The organism is Pseudomonas lactucae, from assembly GCF_036688725.1.
Lineage (GTDB): Bacteria > Pseudomonadota > Gammaproteobacteria > Pseudomonadales > Pseudomonadaceae > Aquipseudomonas > Aquipseudomonas lactucae.
On sequence record NZ_JAQQPT010000011.1, the window covers coordinates 71421 to 94129 of the forward strand.

The 22709-nt window shown below is 61.8% G+C and carries 26 protein-coding genes; 14 read left to right on the forward strand and 12 right to left on the reverse strand.

Annotated features, from left to right (window positions below; all coding sequences use genetic code 11):
* Positions 1–17 precede the first annotated feature (17 nt).
* The 4 genes from V6M90_RS14280 to V6M90_RS14295 are packed head-to-tail and all read left to right on the forward strand — an operon-like array spanning position 18 to position 2586.
* Complete coding sequence (locus V6M90_RS14280) at positions 18–452, forward strand: DUF4426 domain-containing protein (protein WP_003176688.1); 435 nt, start codon at positions 18–20, stop codon at positions 450–452.
* Entirely contained in the window at positions 449–1045 is a 597-nt protein-coding gene (gene rdgB, locus V6M90_RS14285) for an RdgB/HAM1 family non-canonical purine NTP pyrophosphatase (RefSeq protein WP_332846730.1), read from the forward strand. Before V6M90_RS14280 ends, rdgB begins: the two co-directional genes overlap by 4 nt.
* The gene (gene hemW, locus V6M90_RS14290) at positions 1042–2244 is read left to right on the forward strand and encodes a radical SAM family heme chaperone HemW (protein ID WP_305428039.1); all 1203 of its coding nucleotides are present in this window, start codon (positions 1042–1044) and stop codon (positions 2242–2244) included. Before rdgB ends, hemW begins: the two co-directional genes overlap by 4 nt.
* An 18-nt stretch (positions 2245–2262) precedes the next feature.
* On the forward strand, positions 2263–2586 hold the full coding sequence (locus V6M90_RS14295; RefSeq protein ID WP_003176691.1) for a DUF3392 domain-containing protein: 324 nt from the start codon (positions 2263–2265) through the stop codon (positions 2584–2586).
* Positions 2587–2665: 79 nt separating this feature from the next.
* Here the strand turns inward: V6M90_RS14295 and trmB are convergent, their stop codons facing one another.
* The 4 genes from trmB to V6M90_RS14315 all read right to left on the reverse strand — a co-directional run bounded on the left by trmB (position 2666) and on the right by V6M90_RS14315 (position 4898).
* The gene (gene trmB / locus V6M90_RS14300; protein ID WP_078826457.1) at positions 2666–3391 is read right to left on the reverse strand and encodes a tRNA (guanosine(46)-N7)-methyltransferase TrmB; all 726 of its coding nucleotides are present in this window, start codon (positions 3389–3391) and stop codon (positions 2666–2668) included.
* Between the two features lie 9 nt (positions 3392–3400).
* Positions 3401–4195, reverse strand: a complete 795-nt coding sequence (locus tag V6M90_RS14305; protein ID WP_003176694.1) for a thiazole synthase — start codon at positions 4193–4195, stop codon at positions 3401–3403.
* A gap of 48 nt (positions 4196–4243) precedes the next feature.
* Positions 4244–4444 carry a sulfur carrier protein ThiS gene (gene thiS / locus V6M90_RS14310; RefSeq protein WP_042945398.1) on the reverse strand — a complete coding sequence of 67 codons (201 nt, stop codon included), beginning with the start codon at positions 4442–4444 and terminating at the stop codon, positions 4244–4246.
* A gap of 79 nt (positions 4445–4523) precedes the next feature.
* A complete protein-coding gene (locus tag V6M90_RS14315) occupies positions 4524–4898 on the reverse strand; it encodes a DUF423 domain-containing protein (protein ID WP_003176696.1) in 375 nt (124 codons plus the stop codon).
* A 74-nt stretch (positions 4899–4972) separates the two neighbouring features.
* Between V6M90_RS14315 and mtgA the strand changes: the two genes are divergently transcribed.
* Entirely contained in the window at positions 4973–5695 is a 723-nt protein-coding gene (gene mtgA, locus V6M90_RS14320; RefSeq protein WP_003176697.1) for a monofunctional biosynthetic peptidoglycan transglycosylase, read from the forward strand.
* 69 nt (positions 5696–5764) lie between these two features.
* On the opposite strand, the gene rpoH is transcribed toward mtgA, so the two are convergent.
* The 4 genes from rpoH to ftsY form a co-directional block, all read right to left on the reverse strand.
* A complete protein-coding gene (gene rpoH / locus V6M90_RS14325; protein WP_003176698.1) occupies positions 5765–6619 on the reverse strand; it encodes an RNA polymerase sigma factor RpoH in 855 nt (284 codons plus the stop codon).
* A gap of 130 nt (positions 6620–6749) precedes the next feature.
* Complete coding sequence (ftsX, locus tag V6M90_RS14330; RefSeq protein ID WP_003176699.1) at positions 6750–7772, reverse strand: permease-like cell division protein FtsX; 1023 nt, start codon at positions 7770–7772, stop codon at positions 6750–6752.
* Positions 7769–8440 carry a cell division ATP-binding protein FtsE gene (ftsE, locus tag V6M90_RS14335; protein WP_003176700.1) on the reverse strand — a complete coding sequence of 224 codons (672 nt, stop codon included), beginning with the start codon at positions 8438–8440 and terminating at the stop codon, positions 7769–7771. Before ftsE ends, ftsX begins: the two co-directional genes overlap by 4 nt.
* A complete protein-coding gene (ftsY, locus tag V6M90_RS14340) occupies positions 8437–9828 on the reverse strand; it encodes a signal recognition particle-docking protein FtsY (protein ID WP_332846704.1) in 1392 nt (463 codons plus the stop codon). Before ftsY ends, ftsE begins: the two co-directional genes overlap by 4 nt.
* A 232-nt stretch (positions 9829–10060) precedes the next feature.
* Here ftsY and V6M90_RS14345 point away from each other — a divergent pair, with 232 nt between their 5' ends.
* From V6M90_RS14345 to V6M90_RS14360, 4 genes are read left to right on the forward strand one after another with little or no spacing between them, the layout of a single operon-like run.
* Entirely contained in the window at positions 10061–11416 is a 1356-nt protein-coding gene (locus tag V6M90_RS14345) for a M16 family metallopeptidase (protein WP_332846705.1), read from the forward strand.
* A complete protein-coding gene (locus tag V6M90_RS14350; RefSeq protein ID WP_003176703.1) occupies positions 11409–12893 on the forward strand; it encodes a M16 family metallopeptidase in 1485 nt (494 codons plus the stop codon). Before V6M90_RS14345 ends, V6M90_RS14350 begins: the two co-directional genes overlap by 8 nt.
* A complete protein-coding gene (rsmD, locus tag V6M90_RS14355; protein ID WP_003176704.1) occupies positions 12893–13504 on the forward strand; it encodes a 16S rRNA (guanine(966)-N(2))-methyltransferase RsmD in 612 nt (203 codons plus the stop codon). Before V6M90_RS14350 ends, rsmD begins: the two co-directional genes overlap by 1 nt.
* 34 nt (positions 13505–13538) lie before the next feature.
* Positions 13539–14534, forward strand: coding sequence for a hydrolase (locus tag V6M90_RS14360; protein WP_003176705.1), 996 nt, complete (start codon positions 13539–13541; stop codon positions 14532–14534).
* A gap of 24 nt (positions 14535–14558) precedes the next feature.
* On the opposite strand, the gene V6M90_RS14365 is transcribed toward V6M90_RS14360, so the two are convergent.
* The gene (locus tag V6M90_RS14365; RefSeq protein WP_332846706.1) at positions 14559–15413 is read right to left on the reverse strand and encodes a sulfurtransferase; all 855 of its coding nucleotides are present in this window, start codon (positions 15411–15413) and stop codon (positions 14559–14561) included.
* Positions 15414–15445: 32 nt separating this feature from the next.
* On the reverse strand, positions 15446–16117 hold the full coding sequence (locus V6M90_RS14370; protein ID WP_003176707.1) for a TetR/AcrR family transcriptional regulator: 672 nt from the start codon (positions 16115–16117) through the stop codon (positions 15446–15448).
* 146 nt (positions 16118–16263) lie between these two features.
* On the opposite strand from V6M90_RS14370, the gene V6M90_RS14375 reads away from it, so the two are divergent.
* The 5 genes from V6M90_RS14375 (at position 16264) to V6M90_RS14395 (ending at position 20833) form a co-directional block, all read left to right on the forward strand.
* Positions 16264–17691: a coniferyl aldehyde dehydrogenase gene (locus tag V6M90_RS14375; protein ID WP_332846707.1), complete on the forward strand. Its 1428-nt coding sequence runs from the start codon at positions 16264–16266 to the stop codon at positions 17689–17691.
* Positions 17692–17719: 28 nt separating this feature from the next.
* Positions 17720–18265: a twin-arginine translocation pathway signal protein gene (locus V6M90_RS14380; RefSeq protein ID WP_332846708.1), complete on the forward strand. Its 546-nt coding sequence runs from the start codon at positions 17720–17722 to the stop codon at positions 18263–18265.
* Between the two features lie 35 nt (positions 18266–18300).
* Positions 18301–19896: a GMC family oxidoreductase gene (locus V6M90_RS14385; RefSeq protein ID WP_003176710.1), complete on the forward strand. Its 1596-nt coding sequence runs from the start codon at positions 18301–18303 to the stop codon at positions 19894–19896.
* Positions 19897–19999: 103 nt separating this feature from the next.
* Positions 20000–20479 carry a pantetheine-phosphate adenylyltransferase gene (gene coaD, locus V6M90_RS14390; protein ID WP_003176711.1) on the forward strand — a complete coding sequence of 160 codons (480 nt, stop codon included), beginning with the start codon at positions 20000–20002 and terminating at the stop codon, positions 20477–20479.
* A gap of 102 nt (positions 20480–20581) precedes the next feature.
* Positions 20582–20833, forward strand: a complete 252-nt coding sequence (locus V6M90_RS14395) for a YfhL family 4Fe-4S dicluster ferredoxin (protein ID WP_003176712.1) — start codon at positions 20582–20584, stop codon at positions 20831–20833.
* 62 nt (positions 20834–20895) lie between these two features.
* Here V6M90_RS14395 and mutM read toward each other — a convergent pair whose 3' ends face one another.
* Both mutM and V6M90_RS14405 read right to left on the reverse strand, forming a co-directional pair.
* Positions 20896–21708, reverse strand: coding sequence for a bifunctional DNA-formamidopyrimidine glycosylase/DNA-(apurinic or apyrimidinic site) lyase (gene mutM, locus V6M90_RS14400; protein ID WP_141062892.1), 813 nt, complete (start codon positions 21706–21708; stop codon positions 20896–20898).
* A gap of 21 nt (positions 21709–21729) precedes the next feature.
* Entirely contained in the window at positions 21730–22542 is an 813-nt protein-coding gene (locus V6M90_RS14405) for an HDOD domain-containing protein (RefSeq protein ID WP_181408566.1), read from the reverse strand.
* Positions 22543–22709 lie beyond the last annotated feature (167 nt).

The following is a 22709-nucleotide window of genomic DNA, read 5'->3' on the forward strand; positions in this document are numbered from 1 at the left end:
TATCAAGAGGGACGATCATGAGTCGTTTGGCTATTTTTCTACTGACCGCATGCCTGGGCGCCAACGCCATGGCTGCGGACACTATCGACGCTAATCGCAAGAAAGACTTCGGTGACATCACCGTTCACTACAACACCTTTACCTCAAGCTTCCTGCCACCCGAAACCGCCCAGAAAGTCGGCGTGGTGCGCAGCAAGGAGAAGGGCTTGATCAATGTGACGGTGATCAAGGGCGTGACCCCGGTCGCGGCCCAGGTGACCGGTACCATCAAGGACCTGGGCGGCAAGAGCGAGATTCTCACGTTCAAGCAAATCGAAGAGAAAAGCGGGATCAGCTACCTTGCGCCCTACTCCGTGACGCTGCGGGAATACAAGACGTTTACCATCAACGTTGAAACGGGCGGCAAGGCCCACAGTTTCCAATTCAACCAAGAACTGTTTCCGGCCAACTGATGACTCTTACACAACTCGTACTGGCCAGCCATAACGCCGGCAAACTCAAAGAACTGCAGGCCATGCTCGGTGAGTCCGTGCGACTGTGCTCAATCGGCGAGTTCAGCCAGGTCGAGCCGGAAGAAACCGGCCTGTCATTTGTCGAGAACGCCATCCTCAAGGCCCGCAATGCCGCACGCATTTCAGGCCTGCCGGCGCTGGCGGATGACTCCGGCCTGGCCGTGGACTTCCTCGGCGGCGCGCCGGGCATCTACTCCGCGCGTTACGCCGGTGGCCAGGGCGATGCGGCCAATAACGCCAAGCTGCTCGAGGCCCTCAGGGATGTGCCGGACGCGATGCGTGGCGCGCAGTTCGTCTGCGTGCTGGCCCTGGTGCGGCATGCCGATGACCCGTTACCGATCCTTTGCGAAGGCCTGTGGCACGGGCGCATCCTGCATGCAGCCAGCGGTGACCACGGTTTTGGCTATGACCCGCTGTTCTGGGTGCCGGAGCGCAATGTCTCCAGCGCCGAGCTAAGCCCCGCCGACAAGAACCAGATCAGCCACCGCGCCCGTGCAATGGATCTGCTGCGCCAACGCCTGGGCCTGAAATGACCCACGACACTCCGGCGCTGCCGCTGATCCATGGCGGCGCGCAAACACCTCGGGCGAGCCTGCCGGTGCTGCCGCCCCTGGCGCTGTATATCCACATCCCGTGGTGCGTGCGCAAATGCCCTTATTGCGACTTCAACTCCCATACCGCAAGCCAAGTGCTACCAGAGGAAGAGTACGTAGACGCCCTGCTGGATGACCTCGACCAGGATCTGCACGCCGTTTACGGGCGGGAGCTGAGCTCGATCTTCTTTGGCGGCGGTACGCCCAGCCTGTTCAGCGCAGCGGCACTGGGCCGTCTGCTCAAGGGTGTGGAAGCCCGGATCCCGTTTGCCGGCGACATCGAGATCACTCTGGAGGCCAACCCCGGCACCTTCGAACAAGAGAAGTTCGTGGCGTACCGCAAGCTGGGGATCAACCGCCTGTCCATCGGCGTCCAGAGCTTCCAGCAGGAAAAACTCGAGGCGCTGGGCCGCATCCACAATGGTGACGAGGCGGTGCGCGCCGCCGGCATGGCGCGCCAGGCCGGGTTCGATAACTTCAACCTCGACCTGATGCACGGTTTGCCAAACCAGTCCCTGGACGACGCCCTGAGCGACCTGCGCCAAGCCATCGCACTCAAGCCCACGCATTTGTCGTGGTACCAGTTGACCCTGGAACCCAACACCGTGTTCTGGAACCAGCCGCCCGTGCTGCCGGAGGACGACACCCTGTGGGATATCCAGGAAGCCGGCCAGGCACTGCTCGCCGAACACGGTTACCGGCAATATGAAGTGTCGGCCTATGCCCAACCGGGCCGCCCGGCGCGGCATAACCTGAACTACTGGAGCTTCGGCGACTTTATCGGCATCGGCGCCGGCGCGCATGGCAAGCTCAGCCACTCGGACGGGCGCATCGTGCGTACCTGGAAGACCCGGGCGCCGAAGGACTACCTGAACCCGGCCAAACCCTTCCAGGCCGGCGCGAAGGAGCTGACCAACGAAGAGCTGCCCTTTGAGTTCCTGATGAACGCCCTGCGCCTTACCGAGGGTGTCGAAGCCAGACTCTACGCCGAGCGCACCGGCCTCGATCTGGCCAGTCTCGCTGAAGGCCGCCGCGAGGCAGAACAAAGTGGCTTAATGCAGGTCGAACCCTCACGCCTGGCGGCGACCGACCGCGGGCAACTCTTTCTCAATGACCTGTTGCAGACGTTTTTGAGCTGACGCTCTTAAGGAAATCGAATGGATTTGGTACTCGACCTGCTCGCCACCGTATCCCGCTGGAGCCGCAGCAACCTGTCGGAAATTTCACTGGCCCTCGTCGGCTGCTTGCTGGTGCTGTTCGGCGCCGACATCAAGGGCTGGGTCGAAGCGCGCCTGGGCAGCATCGCCGGCGCCTTGCGCGTTCCCTTGATGGCGCTGCTGTGCATGATTGGCAGCGGCGCGGCGTTGATCTACGCCACGCCGTGGATTGTGCGGGGGTTGAGCCAGTTCAATAACTACAGCCTGGCGCCGGTGTTGGTGGTGGTGCTGGTGTTGATTGGGGTAGTGGCTGACCGCCGCTGATCTCAAATCCAACACAAAACAACTGTGGGAGGGGCAAGCCCCTCCCACATTTTTTACCGCATTCCAAGTGGCTGGTTTGTCAGTCGACTTTCTCGAACTTCAAATCCCACACCCCATGCCCCAACCGCTCACCACGGCGTTCAAACTTGGTGATCGGACGCTCTGCCGGGCGCGGCACACATTTACCGTCTTCGGCCAGGTTGCGGTAGCCCGGAGCGACGTTCATCACTTCCAGCATGTATTCGGCATACGGTTCCCAGTCGGTGGCCATGTGCAGGATGCCGCCGACTTTCAGCTTGCTGCGCACCAGCTCGGCGAAGGACGCCTGGACGATGCGGCGCTTGTGGTGACGGGCTTTGTGCCAAGGGTCGGGGAAGAACAGCATCAGGCGGTCGAGGCTGTTGTCGGCGATGCAGCGGTTGAGCACTTCGATCGCGTCGCAGTCGTAGACCCGCAGGTTGGTAAGGCCCTGGGTCAGCACGCCGTTGAGCAGCGCGCCGACACCGGGACGGTGCACTTCCACGCCGATAAAGTCCTGGTCCGGCGCGGCAGCGGCCATTTCCAGCAGGGAGTGCCCCATGCCGAAGCCGATTTCCAGGGAGCGTGGCGCCGAGCGGCCGAACACCTGGTCGTAATCCACCGGCGCGTCGGCCAACGGCAACACGAACAGTGGCGTGCCTTGCTCCAGGCCTTTTTGCTGGCCTTCGGTCATGCGGCCGGCGCGCATCACAAAACTCTTGATGCGGCGATGCTTGGACTCGTCGCCTGCTTCCAGGGTGTTCGGCGTTTCGTTTGATTCAGTCATCAATGGCTCTTACTTGATCAGACCATCCAGCGGCGAAGAGGCGCTGGCGTAGAGTTTTTTCGGCATGCGCCCGGCGAGGTAGGCCAGGCGGCCCGCGACGATGGCGTGGTTCATGGCTTGCGCCATCATGATCGGTTGCTGGGCATGGGCGATGGCCGAGTTCATCAGCACCGCGTCGCAGCCCAGTTCCATGGCGATGGTTGCGTCGGAGGCAGTGCCCACGCCTGCATCCACCAGCACCGGGATCGTGGCTTCTTCGAGGATGATCTGCAGGTTGTAGGGGTTGCAGATCCCCAGGCCCGAACCGATCAGACCGGCCAGCGGCATCACTGCGATGCAGCCGATTTCTGCCAGTTGACGGGCAATGATCGGGTCATCACTGGTGTAGACCATCACGTCGAAGCCTTCCTTGACCAGGGTTTCGGCGGCCTTGAGGGTTTCGATCACGTTGGGGAACAGGGTTTTCTGGTCGGCCAGCACTTCCAGCTTTACCAGGTTGTGGCCATCGAGCAGCTCACGGGCCAGGCGGCAGGTGCGCACGGCTTCGATGGCATCGTAGCAACCGGCGGTGTTCGGCAGGAAGGTATAGCGGTCCGGCGACAGCACTTCGAGCAGGTTTGGCTCGCCCTCGATCTGGCCGAGGTTGGTGCGGCGCACGGCGAAGGTCACGATTTCGGCACCCGAGGCTTCGATGGCCAGGCGGGTTTCTTCCATGTCGCGGTACTTGCCGGTACCGACCAGCAGACGGGACTGGTAGGTACGACCGGCCAGGACGAAAGGCTTGTCGCTACGAACGATGCTCATGGGAAATCCTCGTAATGGGGTGAGGTTCTGCAGAATTCGGGCAGGCGACTAGCCGCCGCCAATGGCGTGGACCACTTCGACCCGGTCACCGTCGCTGAGCGCGGTGCCTTCGTGCTGGCTGCGCGGGACGATATCCAGGTTGAGCTCCACTGCGACGCGACGCCCGGTCAGTTCCAGGCGGGTCAGCAGGGCCGCGACGGTTTCGCCGTCGGGCAGTTCAAAGGGTTCGCCGTTCAACTGAATGCGCATGCCACGGGCCGCCATCGTTTTTAGGGGCCAGCATTCTAGCCCGATTGGGGCCAGAAGGTCAGCTCCAAGCGTCAAGCGGTCACAGCTGCAGGCGCCAGGCGAACAGACCGAGGAAGAACCAACCGAGCAAGAAGGCCAGGCCGCCGAGCGGCGTGATGATGCCGAGTTTGCTGATGCCGGTCAGGGTCAGCACGTACAGGCTGCCGGAAAACAACAGGATACCGACCACGAACGAGATGCCGGCCCAAGTCACCAGGCGGCCCGGCAGGTGCGCGGCCAACAACGCGACGCCGAACAGGGCCAGGGTGTGCACAAGTTGGTAAGTCACGCCCGTGTGGAAGATCGCCAGGTATTCGGCGCTCAGGCGGTTTTTCAGGCCGTGAGCGGCGAAGGCGCCGAGGGCCACACCGGTGAAGCCGAAAAAGGCAGCCAGCATCAGAAAGCTACGCAGCATGAGGAACTCCAGTCAGACTCATCGGGCAGGGTCTGTATAATGGCCCGCTCAACGGGTTCGGCCAAGCCATCTCTATGCTGCGTCTCCTCTTCAAACGCTTTCTCAACGTCGTGAAATGGTTTGCCATCGGCAGTGTCTTGCTGGTGCTGCTGTTGCGTATCGTCCCGCCGCCGTTCACTGCGCTGATGGTGGAGCGCAAGATCGAATCCTGGTTCGACGGCGAGCCCATCGACCTGCAACGCACCTGGGTGCCGTGGGACGAGATTTCCGATGATCTCAAAGTCGCGGTGATGGCCGGTGAAGACCAGCGTTTCCCGCAGCATTGGGGCTTCGACTTCGGCGCAATCCAGGCGGCGATCCAGCACAACGAGCGCGGCGGTTCGATTCGCGGCGCCAGCACGTTGAGCCAACAGGTGTCGAAAAACCTGTTCCTGTGGGCCGGTCGCAGTTATCTGCGCAAGGGCCTGGAGGCGTGGTTTACCGGGTTGATCGAGGTGTTGTGGCCCAAGCAACGGATTCTTGAGGTGTACCTCAACAGCGTGGAATGGGATGAGGGCGTGTTTGGTGCCGAAGCGGCGGCGCGGCATCATTTTGGGGTGAGCGCTAAAGGGCTTTCGCGGCAGCAGGCAAGCTACTTGGCTGCCGTATTGCCGAACCCGCGCGTCTGGAGCGCCAGCCATCCAACCGCCTATGTGGCGCGGCGGGCGGCGTGGATTCGTCAACAGATGAGCCAGTTGGGTGGGGACGGTTATCTCGTGGAACTGAACAACTCCCGCAAAGCCCCCTGGTCGGACTGACACAACACACAAACAAATATGGGAGGGGCAAGCCCCTCCCACATTTCTGACCCAGTGTTACCCGCTGGGTTAAGCGGCGATCGACAGCTTCAACTTGTTCATCGCGCTTTTCTCAAGCTGACGAATGCGCTCGGCCGACACGTTGTACTTCTGGGCGAGGTCGTGCAGCGTGGCTTTTTCTTCCGCCAGCCAGCGCTGGTAAAGAATGTCACGGCTGCGGTCGTCCAGCACTTCCAGGGCTTCGTGCAGGTTGTGGTTGGAGTTGTCGCTCCAGTCGGCATCTTCCAGTTGACGCGCCGGGTCGTACCGGTGGTCTTCCAGGTAGTTGGCCGGCGATTGGAAGGCGCTGTCGTCGTCCGCTTCGGCGGCCGGGTCGAAGGCCATGTCATGGCCGGTCAGGCGACTTTCCATCTCGCGCACTTCGCGAGGCTCAACGCCAAGGCTTTCGGCCACGCGGTGGACTTCCTCATTATTCAGCCACGCCAGGCGTTTCTTCTGGCTGCGCAGGTTGAAGAACAGTTTGCGCTGGGCCTTGGTGGTCGCCACTTTCACGATGCGCCAGTTGCGCAGGATGAACTCGTGGATTTCCGCCTTGATCCAGTGAACCGCGAACGACACCAGGCGCACACCCATTTCCGGGTTGAAGCGCTTGACCGCCTTCATCAGGCCGACGTTGCCTTCCTGGATCAGGTCAGCCTGGGCCAGGCCGTAGCCGCTATAGCTACGGGCGATATGTACGACAAAACGCAGGTGGGCGAGCACCATCTGCCGAGCCGCCCCCAAATCCTGCTCATAGTAGAGACTCTCGGCCAGTTCACGCTCCTGCTCGGGTGTCAGCAATGGAATGCTGTTGACCGTGTGCACATAGGCCTCCAGGTTCGCACCCGGGACCAAGGCATAAGCAGGTTGCAAAGAAGTGGTCATACGAAAAAACCTCCGACTCACATAACTCGTGCAGTTCAGCACTGCGAAAATTGACCTGGGAACCGTAGGACAAGTTCCCTAAACCGCTGATACGGTCAATACAAACGAAACCACATTAATCTGGCATTAACTACTTCGGCGCCAGCTCGCGTAAATGCCGTGCGACCGCAATCCAGGCACCGATATAACCCAACAATACCGCGCCAAGCAAGAGACTCAGACCATCGGCTACCGGCACACCGGCCAGGGCAAAATCGCTGCCGTACAAGCCGGCGAGTCCGACAACCGCGTCGTTCAACCAGTTCAGGCCAAAAGCCAGCACGGCCCAGGACAAAACCCCCGCACCCAAGCCATAAAGCGCGCCCATGTACAGAAAAGGCCGACGCACATAGCTGTCTGTGCCGCCGACCAGTTTAATCACTTCTATCTCGGTGCGGCGGTTTTCAATATGAAGACGAATGGTATTACCTATCACCAAAAGTAATGCAGACACCAACAACACGGTCAGGCCAAACACAAAGCGGTCACCCAGCTTGAGGATGGCGGCCAGACGCTCTACCCAGACTAGGTCAAGTTGCGCCTGTTGCACCTTGGGCATCTCCGCGAGTTTTTGTCGCAGGGCTTCCAGCGCCGTTTTGTCGACCTCGTTCGGCGTCACCAGCACCACGCCCGGCAGCGGGTTCTGCGGCAGTTCCTTGAGCGCCTCGCCCAGGCCGGACTGCTGCTGGAACTCCTCAAGGGCCTGGTCGCGGCTGACGTACTCGGCATCCGCCACGCCCGGCATGTTCTTGATGTCGTCGCGCAGCGCCTCGCCTTGCTGGGGGCTGGCGTCGAGGTTGAGGTACAACGAAATCTGCGCCGCGCGCTGCCAGGAACCGCCCAGGCGCTCGACATTATTGAGCAGCAGCGACAAGCCCATCGGCAGGCTCAAGGCCACGGCCATTACCAGGCAGGTGAAAAAGCTGCCGATCGGCTGCTTGCCCAGACGGCGCAGGCTGTCGAGCAGGCTGGCGCGATGGCTTTCGATCCAGGCGCGCAGCAGGGTGCCGAAGTCCGGACCGTCATCGTCGTCATGCTTTTTCTTTTTCGGTTGCGGGTCGGCCGGTTTCGGCGCCACGCGTTCGGATACTTTAGGGCTGCGTGTAGCACTCATACTCCGGCCTCCCCGTCACCGATCAGGCGACCGCGTTGCAGGGTCAGCATGCGGTGACGCATGCGGGCGATCAACGCCAGGTCGTGACTGGCGATGAGTACGCTGGTGCCCAGGCGGTTGATGTCTTCGAACACCCCCATGATCTCGGCCGCCAGACGCGGGTCGAGGTTACCGGTGGGCTCGTCCGCCAGCAGCAAGGCCGGGCGGTGGACGATGGCGCGGGCAATGCCGACGCGCTGTTGCTGGCCGGTGGACAGATCGCCAGGGTAGAGGTCGGTCTTGTCCGACAGCGCGACACGCTCCAGCGCCGAATCCACGCGCTTGATGATTTCGGCCTTGGACAGCCCCAGGATCTGCAACGGCAACGCAACGTTATTGAACACGGTGCGATCGAACAGCAACTGGTGGTTCTGGAACACCACGCCGATCTGACGGCGCAGGAACGGAATCTGCGCATTGCTGATGGTGGCCAGGTCCTGGCCTGCCAGCAGCAGTTTGCCAGTGGTTGGGCGTTCCATGGCCAGCAGCAGGCGCAACAGGGTACTTTTGCCGGCGCCGGAATGACCGGTCACGAACAAGAACTCGCCGCGACGCACTCGAAAGCTCAGCTCATGCAAGCCCACATGCCCGTTGGCATAGCGTTTACCGACCTGTTCGAATCGAATCATGAACGCTCCCGCTCGGCAAACAGTGCCTGTACAAAGGGTTCGGCTTCAAAGGTGCGCAGGTCGTCGATGCCTTCACCGACACCGATATAACGAATCGGCAACCCGAACTGTTTGGCCAGGGCGAAGATCACGCCGCCTTTGGCCGTGCCGTCGAGCTTAGTCAAGGCCAGGCCGGTCAGTTGCACCGTCTGGTTGAATTGCTTGGCCTGGCTGATGGCGTTCTGGCCGGTACCGGCGTCGAGCACCAGCAGCACCTCGTGGGGGGCGTCGGCGTCGAGCTTGCCGATCACGCGGCGCACTTTCTTCAGTTCTTCCATCAAATTGTCTTTGGTGTGCAGGCGACCGGCGGTGTCGGCGATCAGCACGTCGATGTTGCGCGCCTTGGCGGCTTGCACGGCATCGAAGATCACCGAAGCGGAGTCGGCACCCGTGTGCTGGGCGATCACCGGAATCTTGTTGCGCTCGCCCCAGACTTGCAGTTGCTCCACGGCAGCCGCGCGGAAGGTGTCGCCGGCGGCAAGCATGACTTTCTTGCCCTCACCCTGCAGCTTCTTGGCCAATTTGCCGATGGTGGTGGTCTTGCCGGCGCCGTTGACGCCCACCACCAGGATCACGAACGGCTTGTTCGGGGTGATTACCAGCGGTGCTTCAACAGGCTTGAGCATCGCCGCCAGCTCGGCCTGCAAGGATTTGTACAGCGCGTCGGCATCGGTCAACTGCTTGCGCGCTACCTTCTGGGTCAGGCTCTGGATGATCACGGCGGTAGCTTCCACGCCCACGTCCGCGGTGAGCAGGCGCGTTTCGATGTCTTCCAGCAGTTCGTCATCAATGACTTTTTTGCCGAGGAACAGGCTGGCCATGCCTTCGCCGATGCTGGCGCTGGTCTTGCTCAGGCCTTGCTTGAGGCGGGCGAAGAAGCCGGTTTTGCTGGTTTCGGTGGCTGGTGTGACAGGGGCCGGCTCGATAACCGCGGGTGCGGCGACCAGGGGTGCAGGCATGTCGACCACCGGCGGCGCTTGAACCACAACGTCTTCTACCGGTGCCGATTCAATCACCGCAGGAATCGGCGGCACCACGTGCTCGGCCTGCACATCCTCAACCAATGCCACCGGCTCTTCGGCCACCGGCAGTTCCGGCCACGGCTTGTGCTCGAGCTCCGGCTCGGCCTCGATGACCGGCTGCAACACCGGTTCAACCACCGGCAACACCACCGGCGGCGGCGTTTCAGCAAGCGGTTCGGCTTCTATTAGGGGTTCGGGGATCGGTTCGGCTTGAACCTGCGGCTGTTCGACGACGGTTTCCTGCGGCTTTTTGCGCAGCCATCCGAACAGGCCTTTCTTCTCGCCAGCCGCAGCTGGGGTCTTCTTGTCGTCGTTGGAACCAAACATGGAGACGGCTATCTCAAGGTAGCGACGCGCCAGGGGGCGCGTCGGTAAATAAAATACGATGCGTAACAGACTGTTTTTTAGCCAGCTCGTTCATGCGCAACATTTTGTAAGGCCTAAATAGGGCCTCAACAAGACTGCCGCAGTGGCCGTCCGTAAATCCGACCAGTATCCTAGCACCTCCTCGCCCGCCGACGCTAAGACCAAGCGGGCAGCCCAACAGGTTAAAAAACGAATGAATGCTCTAGCCCGCCGCGCCGCAGGCCTGCTGCTCAGCACAGTTTGTCTGCCCCTTTCAGCTCTGGCTGCCGACCCACAACCCACCCATGAATTCACCCTGGACAACGGCCTCAAGGTCGTCGTGCGCGAAGATCATCGCGCGCCGGTGGTGGTTTCCCAGGTTTGGTACAAGGTCGGCTCGAGCTACGAAACCCCGGGCCAGACCGGTTTGTCGCACGCCCTGGAGCACATGATGTTCAAGGGCAGCGCCAAAGTCGGCCCAGGCGAAGCCTCGCTGATCCTGCGCGATCTGGGCGCGAAAGAGAACGCGTTCACCAGTGACGACTACACCGCCTACTACCAAGTGCTGGCCCGCGACCGCCTGGGCGTGGCCTTTGAACTCGAAGCCGACCGCATGGCCAGCCTGCGCCTGCCGGCCGACGAGTTCAGCCGCGAAATCGAGGTGATTAAAGAAGAACGCCGCCTGCGCACCGACGACAACCCGATGTCCAAGGCCTACGAGCGCTTCAAGGCCATGGCGTTCCCGGCCAGCGGCTACCACACGCCGACCATCGGCTGGATGGCCGACCTGGACCGCATGAAGGTCGAAGAGCTGCGCCACTGGTACCAATCCTGGTACGTGCCGAACAACGCCACCCTGGTGGTGGTCGGCGATGTGACCCCGGACGAGGTGAAAACCCTGGCCCAGCGCTACTTCGGCCCGATCCCCAAGCGTGACGTACCGCCCGCCAAGATTCCGATGGAGCTGGCCGAACCCGGCGAGCGCCTGCTGACGATGCACGTGCAAACCCAACTGCCGAGCGTATTCCTGGGTTTCAACGTCCCCGGCCTGGCCACCGCCGAAGACAAGCGCTCGGTGCAGGCCCTGCGCCTGATCTCGGCGCTGCTGGACGGCGGCTACAGCGCGCGCATCTCCGAGCAGTTGGAGCGCGGTGAAGAGCTGGTCTCCGCCGCCTCCACCAACTACGACGCCTATACCCGCGGCGACACTCTGTTCATGCTGAGCGCCACTCCCAACCAGCAGAAGAAAAAGACCATCGCCCAAGCCGAAGCCGGCCTGTGGCGTCTGCTGGAAGAACTCAAGGCCAAGCCACCGACCGCCGAAGAACTGGAGCGTATCCGCGCCCAGGTGATTGCCGGCCTGGTCTACCAGCGCGACTCGATCACCAGCCAGGCCACGGCCATCGGCTCCCTGGAAACCGTCGGCCTGTCCTGGAAGCTGATGGACTCTGAGCTGGCCGACCTGCAAAGCGTGACCCCGGAAGATATCCAGAAGGCCGCACGCACCTATTTCACCCGCGAACGTCTGAGCGTCGCCCATGTTCTGCCCGAGGAGACCGCTCATGAGTGATCGCAAAAGCCTGATCCTGCCCGGCCTGATCGCCGTCACCCTGGCGGCGGCGAGCGCCGTGTATGTCCTGCGCCCCAACGAATCGATGGCCAGCCAGGCGCTGGACAAGGCTCAATCGGCGAGCAAGCTGCAATCCCTGGCGGAGCTGGACGGCAAGGCGCCGACCAACCGCAAGCTCGACGTGCAAACCTGGACCACCGCCGAAGGCGCCAAGGTGCTGTTCGTCGAAGCCCATGAACTGCCGATGTTCGACATGCGCATCCTGTTCGCCGCCGGTAGCAGCCAGGACGGCAATGTGCCGGGCCTGGCACTGATGACCAACGCCATGCTCAATGAAGGGGTACCGGGCAAGGATGTCAGCCAGATCGCCAGTGGTTTTGAGGGCCTGGGGGCCGACTTCGGCAATGGCGCCTACCGCGACATGGCGCTGGTGTCCCTGCGCAGCTTGAGCGCAAGCGACAAGCGCGATGCGGCCCTGACGCTGTTTGACGAGGTCATCGGCAAGCCGACCTTCCCGGCCGACTCCCTGGCCCGCATCAAGAACCAGATCCTCGCCGGCTTCGACTACCAGAAGCAGAACCCCGGCAAACTGGCGAACCTGGAGCTGTTCAAACGCCTGTACGGCGATCACCCTTACGCGCACCCAAGCGAAGGCACGCCTGACAGTGTGCCGAAGATCACCCTGGCGCAATTGCAGGGCTTCCATGCCAAGGCATATGCCGCCGGTAACGCGGTGATTGCGGTGGTCGGTGACCTGACCCGCGCCGAAGCCGAAGCGATGACGGCCAAGGTCTCTGCGTCACTGCCCAAAGGCCCGGCCCTGGCGAAGATCGCCCAGCCGACCGAGCCGAAAGCCGGCCTGAGCCACATCGAGTTTCCGTCCAAGCAAACCCACCTGCTGTTCGCCCAACTGGGCATCGACCGCGCCGACCCGGACTACGCCGCCTTGTCCCTGGGCAACCAGATCCTCGGCGGCGGCGGCTTCGGCACCCGGTTGATGAGCGAAGTGCGCGAAAAACGCGGCCTGACCTACGGCGTATACTCCGGCTTTTCGCCAATGCAGGTGCGTGGCCCGTTCATGATCAACCTGCAGACTCGCGCCGAAATGAGTGGCGGCACCCTGCGCCTGGTCGAACAAGTGCTGGCCGACTACCTCAAGACCGGCCCGACCCAGAAAGAACTGGATGACGCCAAGCGCGAGCTGGCCGGCAGCTTCCCGCTGTCGACCGCGAGCAACGCCGATATCGTCGGCCAACTGGGCGCCATGGGTTTCTACAACCTGCCGCTGAGCTATCTGGAAGATTTCATGAAACAATCCCAGGCCCTGACCGTAGAGCAGGTCAAGGCTGCCTTGAACAAACACTTGAGCGCCGACAAGATGGTCATCGTGACCGCCGGCCCGACGATTGCGCAAAAGCCACTACCGCCCCCCACTGATAAACCCGCCGAGCAGCCGCTCGGGGTTCCGGAGCATTAATGGCCAGTTCATCTCGCCCGAAAAAACCTGTCCACAACGTACACAACGGTGTGGGCCAATTGCGCATCATTGGCGGTGAATGGGGCAGCCGCAAGCTGAGCTTCCCCGACGTCGTGGGCCTGCGCCCGACACCGGATCGCGTGCGTGAAACGTTGTTCAACTGGCTCGCACCGTATATCGGCGGAGCCAAGGTGCTGGACCCGTTCGCCGGCAGTGGCGCACTGTTCCTGGAAGCGCTGTCCCGTGGCGCGGCCCAGGCCCAGGCGCTGGATGCCAGCAATGTCGCGGTGTCCAGCCTCAAGGAACACTTGGGCACCCTGCGCTGCACCAATGGCCAGGTACAAACCGCCGACGCCCTGCGCTACCTCGAAACCCAGGCAGCCAGTGCGTACGACGTGGTGTTCCTCGACCCGCCGTTCAACCAGAACCTGCTGCCAACCGTCTGTGCGCTGCTGGAAGAGCGCCAGTGGCTGGCGCCGGATGCGTGGGTCTACACTGAAAGCGAGACCGCGCCGTCTACCCTGGGCTTGCCGGGGACGTGGCGCCTGCACCGGGAGCAGAAGTCAGGGCGGGTGTATTACGCGCTGTGGCATCGGTTGATTGAGGGTTGATCGCGATTGGGCCGTTGTGACCACAGAGACTTGCATGAACCCCTGCTCTGAAAAATTCAAGCCCGCCTTCGGCCTCGGCAACCCCCACCTGCAAACCCTGTGGGGGCCGCTGTGGCGCCCCACGACCCATATCGAGCGCCAGCGCGAACGCTTGTGGCTGGAAGACGGCGACTTTCTCGATCTTGACTGGCATGGCCCTCACGACGCACAAGCGCCGTTGGTGCTGGTGCTGCACGGCCTGACCGGTTCCTCCAATTCGCCGTATGTCGCCGGCCTGCAAAAAGTCCTCGGTGCTCACGGCTGGGCCAGCGTGGCGCTGAACTGGCGTGGCTGCTCCGGCGAGCCGAACCTGTTGGCCCGCAGCTATCACTCGGGTGCCAGCGAAGACTTGGCGGCAACGATTGCCCATCTGCGCGCCAAGCGACCGTTGGCGCCGTTGTATGCCGTGGGCTATTCCCTGGGCGGCAATGTGCTGCTCAAGCATTTGGGTGAAACCGGCGAAACGTCCGGGCTGCAAGGCGCGGCGGCGGTGTCGGTGCCGTTTCGCCTGGACCAATGCGCAGACCGCATCGGGCTGGGGTTTTCACGGGTGTATCAGAAGCATTTCATGCGCGAGATGCTGGCGTATATCCGCGTCAAGCAGCGCCAGTTTCTGCAGGATGGCCGGGAAGACGGGCTGAAAACCCTGCAAGCGCTGGGCTCCTTGGAGAAGATGCGCACGTTCTGGGATTTCGACGGTCGGGTGACCGCCCCGCTACACGGTTTTTTGAGTGCCGAGGACTATTACCGCCAGGCGTCGAGCCGCTATTACCTGGGCGCTATCCGCACGCCGACGCTGATTATCCAGGCGGCCGATGACCCGTTTGTGTTTGCGCACAGCTTGCCCGAGGCCAGTGAGTTGTCGGCGTGCATTGAGTTTGAGTTGCTGGCGAAGGGTGGGCATGTCGGGTTTGTGGAAGGCTCCTTGAAGCGCCCCGGCTATTACCTGGAGCGCCGCATCCCACAATGGCTGCTGACACAACACGGATAGAAATGTGTTTACACCTCAGAAAGCTCAGTCGCCTGTAGCGATCGCCCGCGCAGGCTCAGTAATCCACTCGCTCCAAGACCCCGCATATAACTTGCCCAACGGATATCCCGCCAGACTCAGCGCAAACAGGTTATGGCAGGCCGTCACCCCGGAACCGCAATACGCCACCAGTTCCTCCGGCGAGCGCCCCTGCAATTGCGCGGCAAACCGCCGCTGGAGCTGATCGGCCGACAGGAAGCGGCCGTCGCTGCCAAGGTTTTCGTTGAACGCCGCACATTGCGCACCGGGGATATGCCCGGCAATCGGGTCGATGGGCTCCACTTCGCCGCGAAAACGCGCGGGTGCACGCGCGTCGATCAAGGTCATGCCCGGTTGGCCCAGGCGTTTTTGCAGGTGTTCGGCGTCCAACAGCAGGTGATTATCCGGCTTGCCGACAAAGGTCCCCGGCTCGATCGTCGGCGCATCCAGGCTCAATGGGAACCCGGCGCTGTGCCAGGCCTTGAGGCCGCCATCCAGGATAAACACGCCATCGCGCTTGCCCAGCCAGGCCAGCAACCACCATGCACGGGCGGCATAAGCGCCAGGACCGTCGTCGTACAGCACCACATCGGTATCGGCGCTGATCCCCCAGGCCCGCAGTTGCCTGGCAAAGGTATCCGGCTCCGGCAACGGATGACGACCGGTCACCCCCTTGATCACCGGCCCACTGAGATGGCGCTCCAAGTCGGCATACTGCGCGCCGTCGATATGCCCTTCGGCATAACTGCAGCGTCCGTAATCCGGGTCTTCGAGGGCAAAGCGGCAATCGAGGATCACCAAGCCGCCGGTCTCGCGACGCTCGGCCATTGACTGCGGGTTGATCAGTTGGGCAAGCGGCATGACGAACTCCTGCGAATGCATGGGGGAAAGGTCTACTTCACTTCTTCCAATGCCTGGTTCAACGGCACGTAAAACTCTTTGAACAGCGCATCCACCGCCTCTTTGGCCTGGGGCGTGACAAAACCCGCCTCCAGCACCAGGACTTGATACACACCGCGTTTGATCGCTTCAGCGCTCAAGTGGGCGGAGTTTTCATTGGTGGTGCACAGAAATCGCACCCAGGAGGTGAGGATGATCCAGGCATTGAGCGTCAGGGCTTCGGTTTGCACCGGGTCCATGTTGAGGATGCCGGCATCGACAAAACCCTGATAAATGGCGCCGCCCTGGACCAGGCAACGCTGGGAAAAACGCCGGTAGCCGGTGGCCAGTTCCGGGTCGCTTTCCAGCAGATGTTCGAGGTCACGGTGCAGGAAACGGTAACGCCACATGCCGGCCAGCACGGCTTGCAGGTAAAAACGCTTGTCCTCCACGACCATCCCGCGTCCCTGCGGTGGGCGCAGAAAACTGTCTACCAGCGCTTCGTATTCACGAAACAGCACGGCGATGATCGCCTGCTTGTTGGGGAAGTGGTAGTACAGGTTGCCCGGTGAAATTTCCATGTGAGCGGCGATATGGTTGGTGCTGACACTGCGCTCGCCCTGCTGGTTAAAAAGCTCCAGGCTGGTTTGCACAATGCGTTCGCTGGTCTTTACTCGTGGTGCCATAAGGGAATCAGCTTCTGTACACGTGATTGAGCATCTTACGGCCTATCCTTGCCAGGATAAATCTGGATGTTGCTGCAATGTTATTTGACAATTTAGAGCAATGACTCTAAAAACTCAGGCAGACCAATAACAATCGGTGCCGCGCCATGTCTGCCAACGTTGCCTATCTGCAAGATTCCCAGGCGCTGGATCACCTCCAGGCCCAGTTCGACGCCCAACGTCGCGCCTATGCGGCCAACCCGATGCCACCGGCCGGGCAGCGCCTGCAATGGCTCAAGGCCCTGCGCGACCTGCTCAGCGGCGAACGCCAGGCACTGATCAACGCCATCAGCCAGGATTTCAGCCACCGCAGCGCGGACGAAACCCTGTTCGCCGAACTGATGCCCAGCCTGCACGGCATCCACTACGCCAGCAAACACCTCAAGGGCTGGATGAAACCTTCCCGCCGTGCGGTAGGCCTTGCCTTCCAGCCCGCCTCAGCCAAAGTCATTTACCAACCGTTGGGCGTGATCGGTGTGATCGTGCCATGGAACTACCCGCTGTACCTGGCCATCGGGCCATTGGTCGGCGCATTGGCGGCGGGCAACCGGGTGATGCTCAAGCTCAGCGAGTCCACCCCCGCCACCGGTGAACTGCTTAAAACGCTGCTGGCGAAGATCTTCCCCGAAGACCTGGTCTGCGTGGTGCTGGGCGAAGCCGAGGTGGGCATGGCGTTTTCCAAGCTGCGCTTCGACCACCTGCTGTTCACCGGCGCCACCAGCATCGGCAAGCATGTGATGCGTGCGGCGGCCGAACACCTCACACCGGTCACCCTGGAGTTGGGGGGCAAATCGCCAGCCATTGTTTCCACTGACGTGCCGCTCAAGGACGCCGCCGAACGCATCGCTTTCGGCAAAGCCTTGAATGCCGGACAAACCTGCGTGGCGCCCGACTACGTGCTGGTGCCGGAAGACCGCGTCGAGGGGTTTATCGAGGCCTACAGCAAAGCGGTTCGCGGGTTTTATCCGACGCTGGCCGATAACCCGGACTACACGGCGATCATCAACGAGCGGCAGTTGGCGCGGCTCAACAGTTACATCAAGGACGCCACCGACAAGGGCGCCACCCTGATTGCGCTGTACGAACAGGGCCAGGCGCGGCGGATGGCTCATAGCCTGTTGCTCAATGTCAGCGACGACATGACGGTGATGCAGGATGAAATCTTTGGTCCCGTGCTGCCGATCGTGCCCTATCGCGGTATCGACCAGGCGTTTGCCTACATCAACCAGCGCCCTCGCCCACTGGCCCTGTATTACTTCGGCTACAACAAGGGCGAACAGAACCGCGTGCTCCACGAAACCCATTCCGGCGGCGTATGCCTGAACGACACGCTGCTGCACGTGGCCCAGGACGACATGCCGTTTGGCGGCATAGGCCCTTCGGGCATGGGCCACTACCACGGCCATGAAGGCTTCCTGACCTTCAGCAAGGCCAAGGGTGTGCTGGTGAAACAGCGCTTGAACGCCGCCAGGTTGATCTACCCGCCCTACGGTAAATCCATTCAGAAGCTGATCCAGAAGTTGTTCGTTCGCTGATACCGCCACCCATGGGACAACAATAACAATGAACCCTAGCCTGACTGAAACACCTGCGCTGTCGCGGCGCGGCGTCTTGAAAATCGGCCTGTGCGCCAGCGCCTTCCTGGCCACCGCCGGGTTGGGCGCCAGCCTCAGCGGCTGCTCCAGCAGCACGCCGGCCAACGGTTTCACCCTGTTGCGCAGCAGTGATCTGCCCTTTTTACGTGCGGTGATCCCGGTATTGCTGGAAGGCGTGGCCAGCGCCCAGCAAATCGCCAATGGCGTCGAAGACACCCTCAAAAAGCTCGACTTCAGCCTGAAACACCTGTCGCCGGAGATGTTCAAGCTCACCCAGCAATTGTTCGACGTATTGAGTATGGGCATCACCCGCGGCCCGTTGACCGGTATCTGGGGCAGTTGGGAAAACGCCGACAGCGAGCAGATCCGCAACTTCCTGCACCGCTGGGAGAACAGCTACCTGAACCTGCTGCGCATGGGCCAGGGCTCGCTGCTCAAACTGGCGATCATGGCCTGGTACTTCCAACCGGCGTCCTGGGCCCATTGCGGCTACCCCGGCCCGCCGAAGATCTGATCCGCATCCCCCAATAAAAACAAGAGACGACCCTGATGCCCGTACCCGATCTGTTTCGCGAAGGCCTGGCCCGTGGCTGGAAAACCCACAACGGCGCCGCCCTAGACAACGACCTGACCCTGGAAGCCGACGTCGCCATCATCGGCAGCGGCGCGGGTGGCGGTACCACCGCCGAGATCCTCAGCGCCGCCGGCTACAAGGTGCTGCTGATCGAAGAAGGCCCGCTCAAGACCAGCAGCGATTTCAAGCTGCTCGAAGACGAGGCCTACACCAGCCTGTACCAGGAAGGCATCGGCCGCATGAGCAAGGACGGCGCGATCACCATCCTGCAAGGCCGGGCCGTGGGCGGCACCACGCTGATCAACTGGACCTCCAGCTTCCGCACCCCGGACGCGACCCTCGCCCACTGGGCCAGCGAATACGCAGTGAAAGGCCACAGCAGTGCCGAGATGGCGCCGTGGTTCGAGAAGATGGAACAACGCCTGGGCATCGCGCCCTGGGCGATACCGCCAAACGCCAACAACGACGTCATCCGCAAAGGCTGCGAACAACTGGGCTACAGCTGGCACGTGATCCCGCGCAATGTGCGTGGCTGCTTCAACCTGGGCTATTGCGGCATGGGTTGCCCGGTCAATGCCAAGCAATCGATGCTGGTGACCACCATCCCGTCCACCCTGGAGAAAGGCGGCGAGCTGCTGTATCTGGCTCGCGCCGAACGCCTGAACTACAGCGGCGACCGCATCGGCAGCCTGGAATGCCTGGCGATGGATGCCCGTTGCGTGGCGCCCACCGGACGCAAAATCACCGTGAAGGCCAAACACTATGTGCTCTCGGGCGGCGGCATCAACAGCCCGGCATTGCTGATGCGCTCGGACGCACCCGACCCGCATTCGCGGCTGGGCAAGCGCACCTTTTTGCACTTGGTGAATTTTTCCGCCGCGCTGTTCGACGAGGTGATCAACCCGTTCTACGGCGCGCCGCAGTCGATCTACTCCGACCACTTCCAATGGCAGGACGGCACCACCGGCAAAATGTCCTACAAGCTTGAGGCGCCCCCCTTGCATCCGGCCTTGGCCAGCACCTTGCTGGGGGGCTACGGCACGCAAAACGCCCTGGACATGAGCCAATTGCCCAACACACACGCGATGCTCGCCCTGCTGCGCGACGGCTTTCACCCCGACAGCCCGGGCGGCAACGTGGAACTGCGCGGCGACGGCACGCCGGTGCTCGACTATCAGGTCTCGCCGTACGCCTGGGACGGCTTGCGCCGGGCCTTTCACAGCATGGCCGAGATCCAGTTCGCGGCGGGCGCCAAGTCCGTCAAACCGCTGCACCACGATGCGCGTTATGTCACAACCCTGGCCGAAGCCCGCACGTTGATCGACGGTTTGAACCTGGAACTGCACCGCACCTGCCTGGGCAGCGCCCATGTAATGGGCGGTTGCGCCATGGGTGAAGACCCGAAAAACGCAGTGGCCGACAGCCTCGGTCGTCATCACCAATTGCGTAACCTGTCGATCCACGATGGCTCGCTATTCCCCACCAGCATTGGGGCCAACCCGCAATTATCGGTCTACGGGTTGACCGCACAACTGGCCGATGCATTGGCCGAACGTCTGAAAACAGCGTGAAAAAACGTTCGATACGCGGCCTCTATCTACATAAGTCGACTTGGCCGACCGGGATGGCTGCGATACCATCCGGTTCCCCAACGGACTCCGCCAGGACGACGCGATGAACCGAGTGTTGTACCCAGGTACCTTCGACCCGATTACCAAAGGCCATGGCGATCTGGTCGAACGCGCCTCTCGCTTGTTCGACCATGTGATCATCGCGGTCGCGGCCAGCCCCAAGAAAAACCCGCTGTTTCCCCTGGAACAGCGTGTGGAGCTGGCGCGAGAGGTCACCAAGCACCTGCCTAACGTAGAAGTGGTGGGTTTTTCGACTCTGCTGGCGCATTTTGCCAAGGAGCAGAACGCCAACGTGTTCCTGCGTGGCCTGCGCGCGGTCTCGGACTTCGAATACGAATTCCAACTGGCCAACATGAACCGCCAACTGGCACCGGACGTCGAGAGCCTGTTTCTTACGCCGTCTGAGCGTTATTCGTTCATTTCCTCGACGTTGGTCCGTGAAATTGCCGCTCTGGGCGGAGATATCACCAAGTTCGTGCACCCTGCCGTGGCGGATGCGCTGACGCTGCGCTTCAAGAAGTAAGACCGCTTAATCGGCGCCTGCTCGCACTGCGGGCGCCAATGCGGCACAATTGCACGCATTAGTTTTCAGATGCCTTGGCCGAGTGCCCTGGCAGGAGTTTCCATGTCCCTGATCATCACCGACGACTGCATCAATTGCGACGTCTGCGAACCCGAGTGCCCGAACGCTGCTATTTCTCAAGGTGAGGAGATCTACGTGATCGATCCCAACCTGTGCACCCAGTGTGTCGGCCACTATGACGAACCTCAGTGCCAGCAGGTGTGCCCGGTGGATTGCATTCCGTTGGATGAAGCCCATCCTGAGACGCAAGAGCAGTTGATGGAGAAGTACCGGAAGATTACCGGTAAGGCTTGAGGCTCTTGGGTGCCTGTAAGGGCCTCATCGGGAGCAAGTCGATATCAGCCATTACCCAATAATCAGCTCTGGCACCTGGGGCAAAACACACTCGCCCGCTGCCCCAGCACCACATTGCGCAACTCTGTCCCGCAGACCTTGCACGCCTCGCCTCCCCGGCCATAGACGAACAGTTCCTGCTGGAAGTACCCCGGCTGCCCGTCGCCGCCGATAAAGTCCCGCAACGTGGTCCCGCCACGCTCGATAGCCGCCGCCAGGATGCGCTTGATCTCGATCGCCAGCTTCAAATAACGCCCGCGTGAAATACCGCCGGCCGCGCGACGCGGGTCGATTCCGGCCGCAAACAGCGCTTCCGTCGCATAGATATTGCCCACGCCCACGACCACCGCGTTGTCCATGATGAACGGCTTCACCGCCATCGACTTGCCGCGGGACAACTGGAACAAGCGCTCGCCATCGAACAGGTCGGTCAACGGCTCCGGCCCCAGGCGAATCAGCAACTCGTGGTTGTGCGGGTCCTGGCTCCAGAGCATCGCGCCGAAGCGCCGAGGGTCGGTGTAGCGCAGGCTCAGGCCCGATTCCAACTCGATGTCCACATGTTCATGCTTGGCGGCCGGCATGCCGGTCTCCACCAGGCGCAGGTTGCCCGACATGCCCAGGTGGCTGATGAGGGTGCCGACTTCGGCGTTGATCAGCAGGTACTTGGCGCGTCGTTCCACCAGCACGATGCGCTGCCCGGACAGGCGCACATCCAGGTCTTCCGGGATCGGCCAGCGCAGGCGTCGCTCACGCACCACCACACGGCTGACGCGCTGGCCTTCCAGGTGCGGCGCGATGCCCCGACGGGTGGTTTCGACTTCTGGCAACTCGGGCATGTGTACCTCTTGAAGGAAGGGTCAGTGCGCGCCCAGTTCGCGGATCGACAACTTCATGCTCTCGAAGTCGTAGTCCGACAGGCCCACGTAATCCAGCACCAGAGGGCCGACGGTTTCCCATTCGTGATCGACCGCCTGGTTGCCCAACACCCGATAGGATGAGCAGATGTGCTCGGCCATCTTCAGGATCGCCAACAGGTTTTTCAGCTGGGGATTGCGCGTCGATTCATCGCTGAAAATTGCCAGGGCGTTGTGGTGGTTGGCGATGGCGTCGGTCACATGTTCCGGCAGGCGCCAGGATTTGGCCGTGTAGTAACCGACCACGGCGTGGTTGGTGTTGAAGGCATTGTTTTCAGTGTCGACCACGCGGCAGTCGGGGCCGGCATTGGCGTAAGCCTCTTCCAGCACCGCCATGTAGTCGGGGAAACGCTTGAGCATCAACGGCACGCCACAATCGTGGAACAACCCCAGGGCGTAGGCCTCGTCCACGGCCTGGGAGCCCGTGCGCTTGGCCAGCGTAAGGCAGGTCATGGCCACATCCTGGGCGGTGTCCCAAAAGCGGTTGAGGGTGACGATGGTGTCGTCGCTCATCTCGCCCTTGATCGACAAGGCATTGATCAGGTTGATGATCGAACGACTGCCCAGCAGGTTCACCGCACGCTGGATCGAGGCGATCTTGTTGCTCAGCCCGTAATACGACGAATTGACGATCTTGAGCAACGCGCCGGACAAGCCGGGATCCTGGGAGATCAACCGCGCGATCACTTCCAGGTCCGGGTCGGGCATGTACTGCTCCATCTGCAAATCCACCATGATTTGCGGCTGAGGCGGCACGCTGATGCCCTGAAGGGCCTGCTGGATCTGTTCGGCGGAAAGCTCTTGGGACATAAGTACACACTCTGGGCTAGGCGGGGATTCTAACCCCTAAGCAAAGCTGACCGACACCTCAAATACCGGATTGGACGCGGACCCAGTGTGGGAGCCGGGCTTGCCTGCGATAG

Bases quoted from the DNA above. Each gene is read 5' to 3' on its own strand.
- V6M90_RS14280 (WP_003176688.1), top strand. From the start codon at position 18: ATGAGTCGTTTGGCTATTTTTCTACTGACCGCATGCCTGGGCGCCAAC.
- hemW (WP_305428039.1), top strand. From the start codon at position 1,042: ATGACCCACGACACTCCGGCGCTGCCGCTGATCCATGGCGGCGCGCAA.
- V6M90_RS14295 (WP_003176691.1), top strand. From the start codon at position 2,263: ATGGATTTGGTACTCGACCTGCTCGCCACCGTATCCCGCTGGAGCCGC.
- trmB (WP_078826457.1), bottom strand. From the start codon at position 3,391: ATGACTGAATCAAACGAAACGCCGAACACCCTGGAAGCAGGCGACGAG.
- V6M90_RS14305 (WP_003176694.1), bottom strand. From the start codon at position 4,195: ATGAGCATCGTTCGTAGCGACAAGCCTTTCGTCCTGGCCGGTCGTACC.
- thiS (WP_042945398.1), bottom strand. From the start codon at position 4,444: ATGCGCATTCAGTTGAACGGCGAACCCTTTGAACTGCCCGACGGCGAA.
- V6M90_RS14315 (WP_003176696.1), bottom strand. From the start codon at position 4,898: ATGCTGCGTAGCTTTCTGATGCTGGCTGCCTTTTTCGGCTTCACCGGT.
- mtgA (WP_003176697.1), top strand. From the start codon at position 4,973: ATGCTGCGTCTCCTCTTCAAACGCTTTCTCAACGTCGTGAAATGGTTT.
- rpoH (WP_003176698.1), bottom strand. From the start codon at position 6,619: ATGACCACTTCTTTGCAACCTGCTTATGCCTTGGTCCCGGGTGCGAAC.
- ftsX (WP_003176699.1), bottom strand. From the start codon at position 7,772: ATGAGTGCTACACGCAGCCCTAAAGTATCCGAACGCGTGGCGCCGAAA.
- ftsE (WP_003176700.1), bottom strand. From the start codon at position 8,440: ATGATTCGATTCGAACAGGTCGGTAAACGCTATGCCAACGGGCATGTG.
- ftsY (WP_332846704.1), bottom strand. From the start codon at position 9,828: ATGTTTGGTTCCAACGACGACAAGAAGACCCCAGCTGCGGCTGGCGAG.
- V6M90_RS14345 (WP_332846705.1), top strand. From the start codon at position 10,061: ATGAATGCTCTAGCCCGCCGCGCCGCAGGCCTGCTGCTCAGCACAGTT.
- V6M90_RS14350 (WP_003176703.1), top strand. From the start codon at position 11,409: ATGAGTGATCGCAAAAGCCTGATCCTGCCCGGCCTGATCGCCGTCACC.
- rsmD (WP_003176704.1), top strand. From the start codon at position 12,893: ATGGCCAGTTCATCTCGCCCGAAAAAACCTGTCCACAACGTACACAAC.
- V6M90_RS14360 (WP_003176705.1), top strand. From the start codon at position 13,539: ATGAACCCCTGCTCTGAAAAATTCAAGCCCGCCTTCGGCCTCGGCAAC.
- V6M90_RS14365 (WP_332846706.1), bottom strand. From the start codon at position 15,413: ATGCCGCTTGCCCAACTGATCAACCCGCAGTCAATGGCCGAGCGTCGC.
- V6M90_RS14370 (WP_003176707.1), bottom strand. From the start codon at position 16,117: ATGGCACCACGAGTAAAGACCAGCGAACGCATTGTGCAAACCAGCCTG.
- V6M90_RS14375 (WP_332846707.1), top strand. From the start codon at position 16,264: ATGTCTGCCAACGTTGCCTATCTGCAAGATTCCCAGGCGCTGGATCAC.
- V6M90_RS14380 (WP_332846708.1), top strand. From the start codon at position 17,720: ATGAACCCTAGCCTGACTGAAACACCTGCGCTGTCGCGGCGCGGCGTC.
- V6M90_RS14385 (WP_003176710.1), top strand. From the start codon at position 18,301: ATGCCCGTACCCGATCTGTTTCGCGAAGGCCTGGCCCGTGGCTGGAAA.
- coaD (WP_003176711.1), top strand. From the start codon at position 20,000: ATGAACCGAGTGTTGTACCCAGGTACCTTCGACCCGATTACCAAAGGC.
- V6M90_RS14395 (WP_003176712.1), top strand. From the start codon at position 20,582: ATGTCCCTGATCATCACCGACGACTGCATCAATTGCGACGTCTGCGAA.
- mutM (WP_141062892.1), bottom strand. From the start codon at position 21,708: ATGCCCGAGTTGCCAGAAGTCGAAACCACCCGTCGGGGCATCGCGCCG.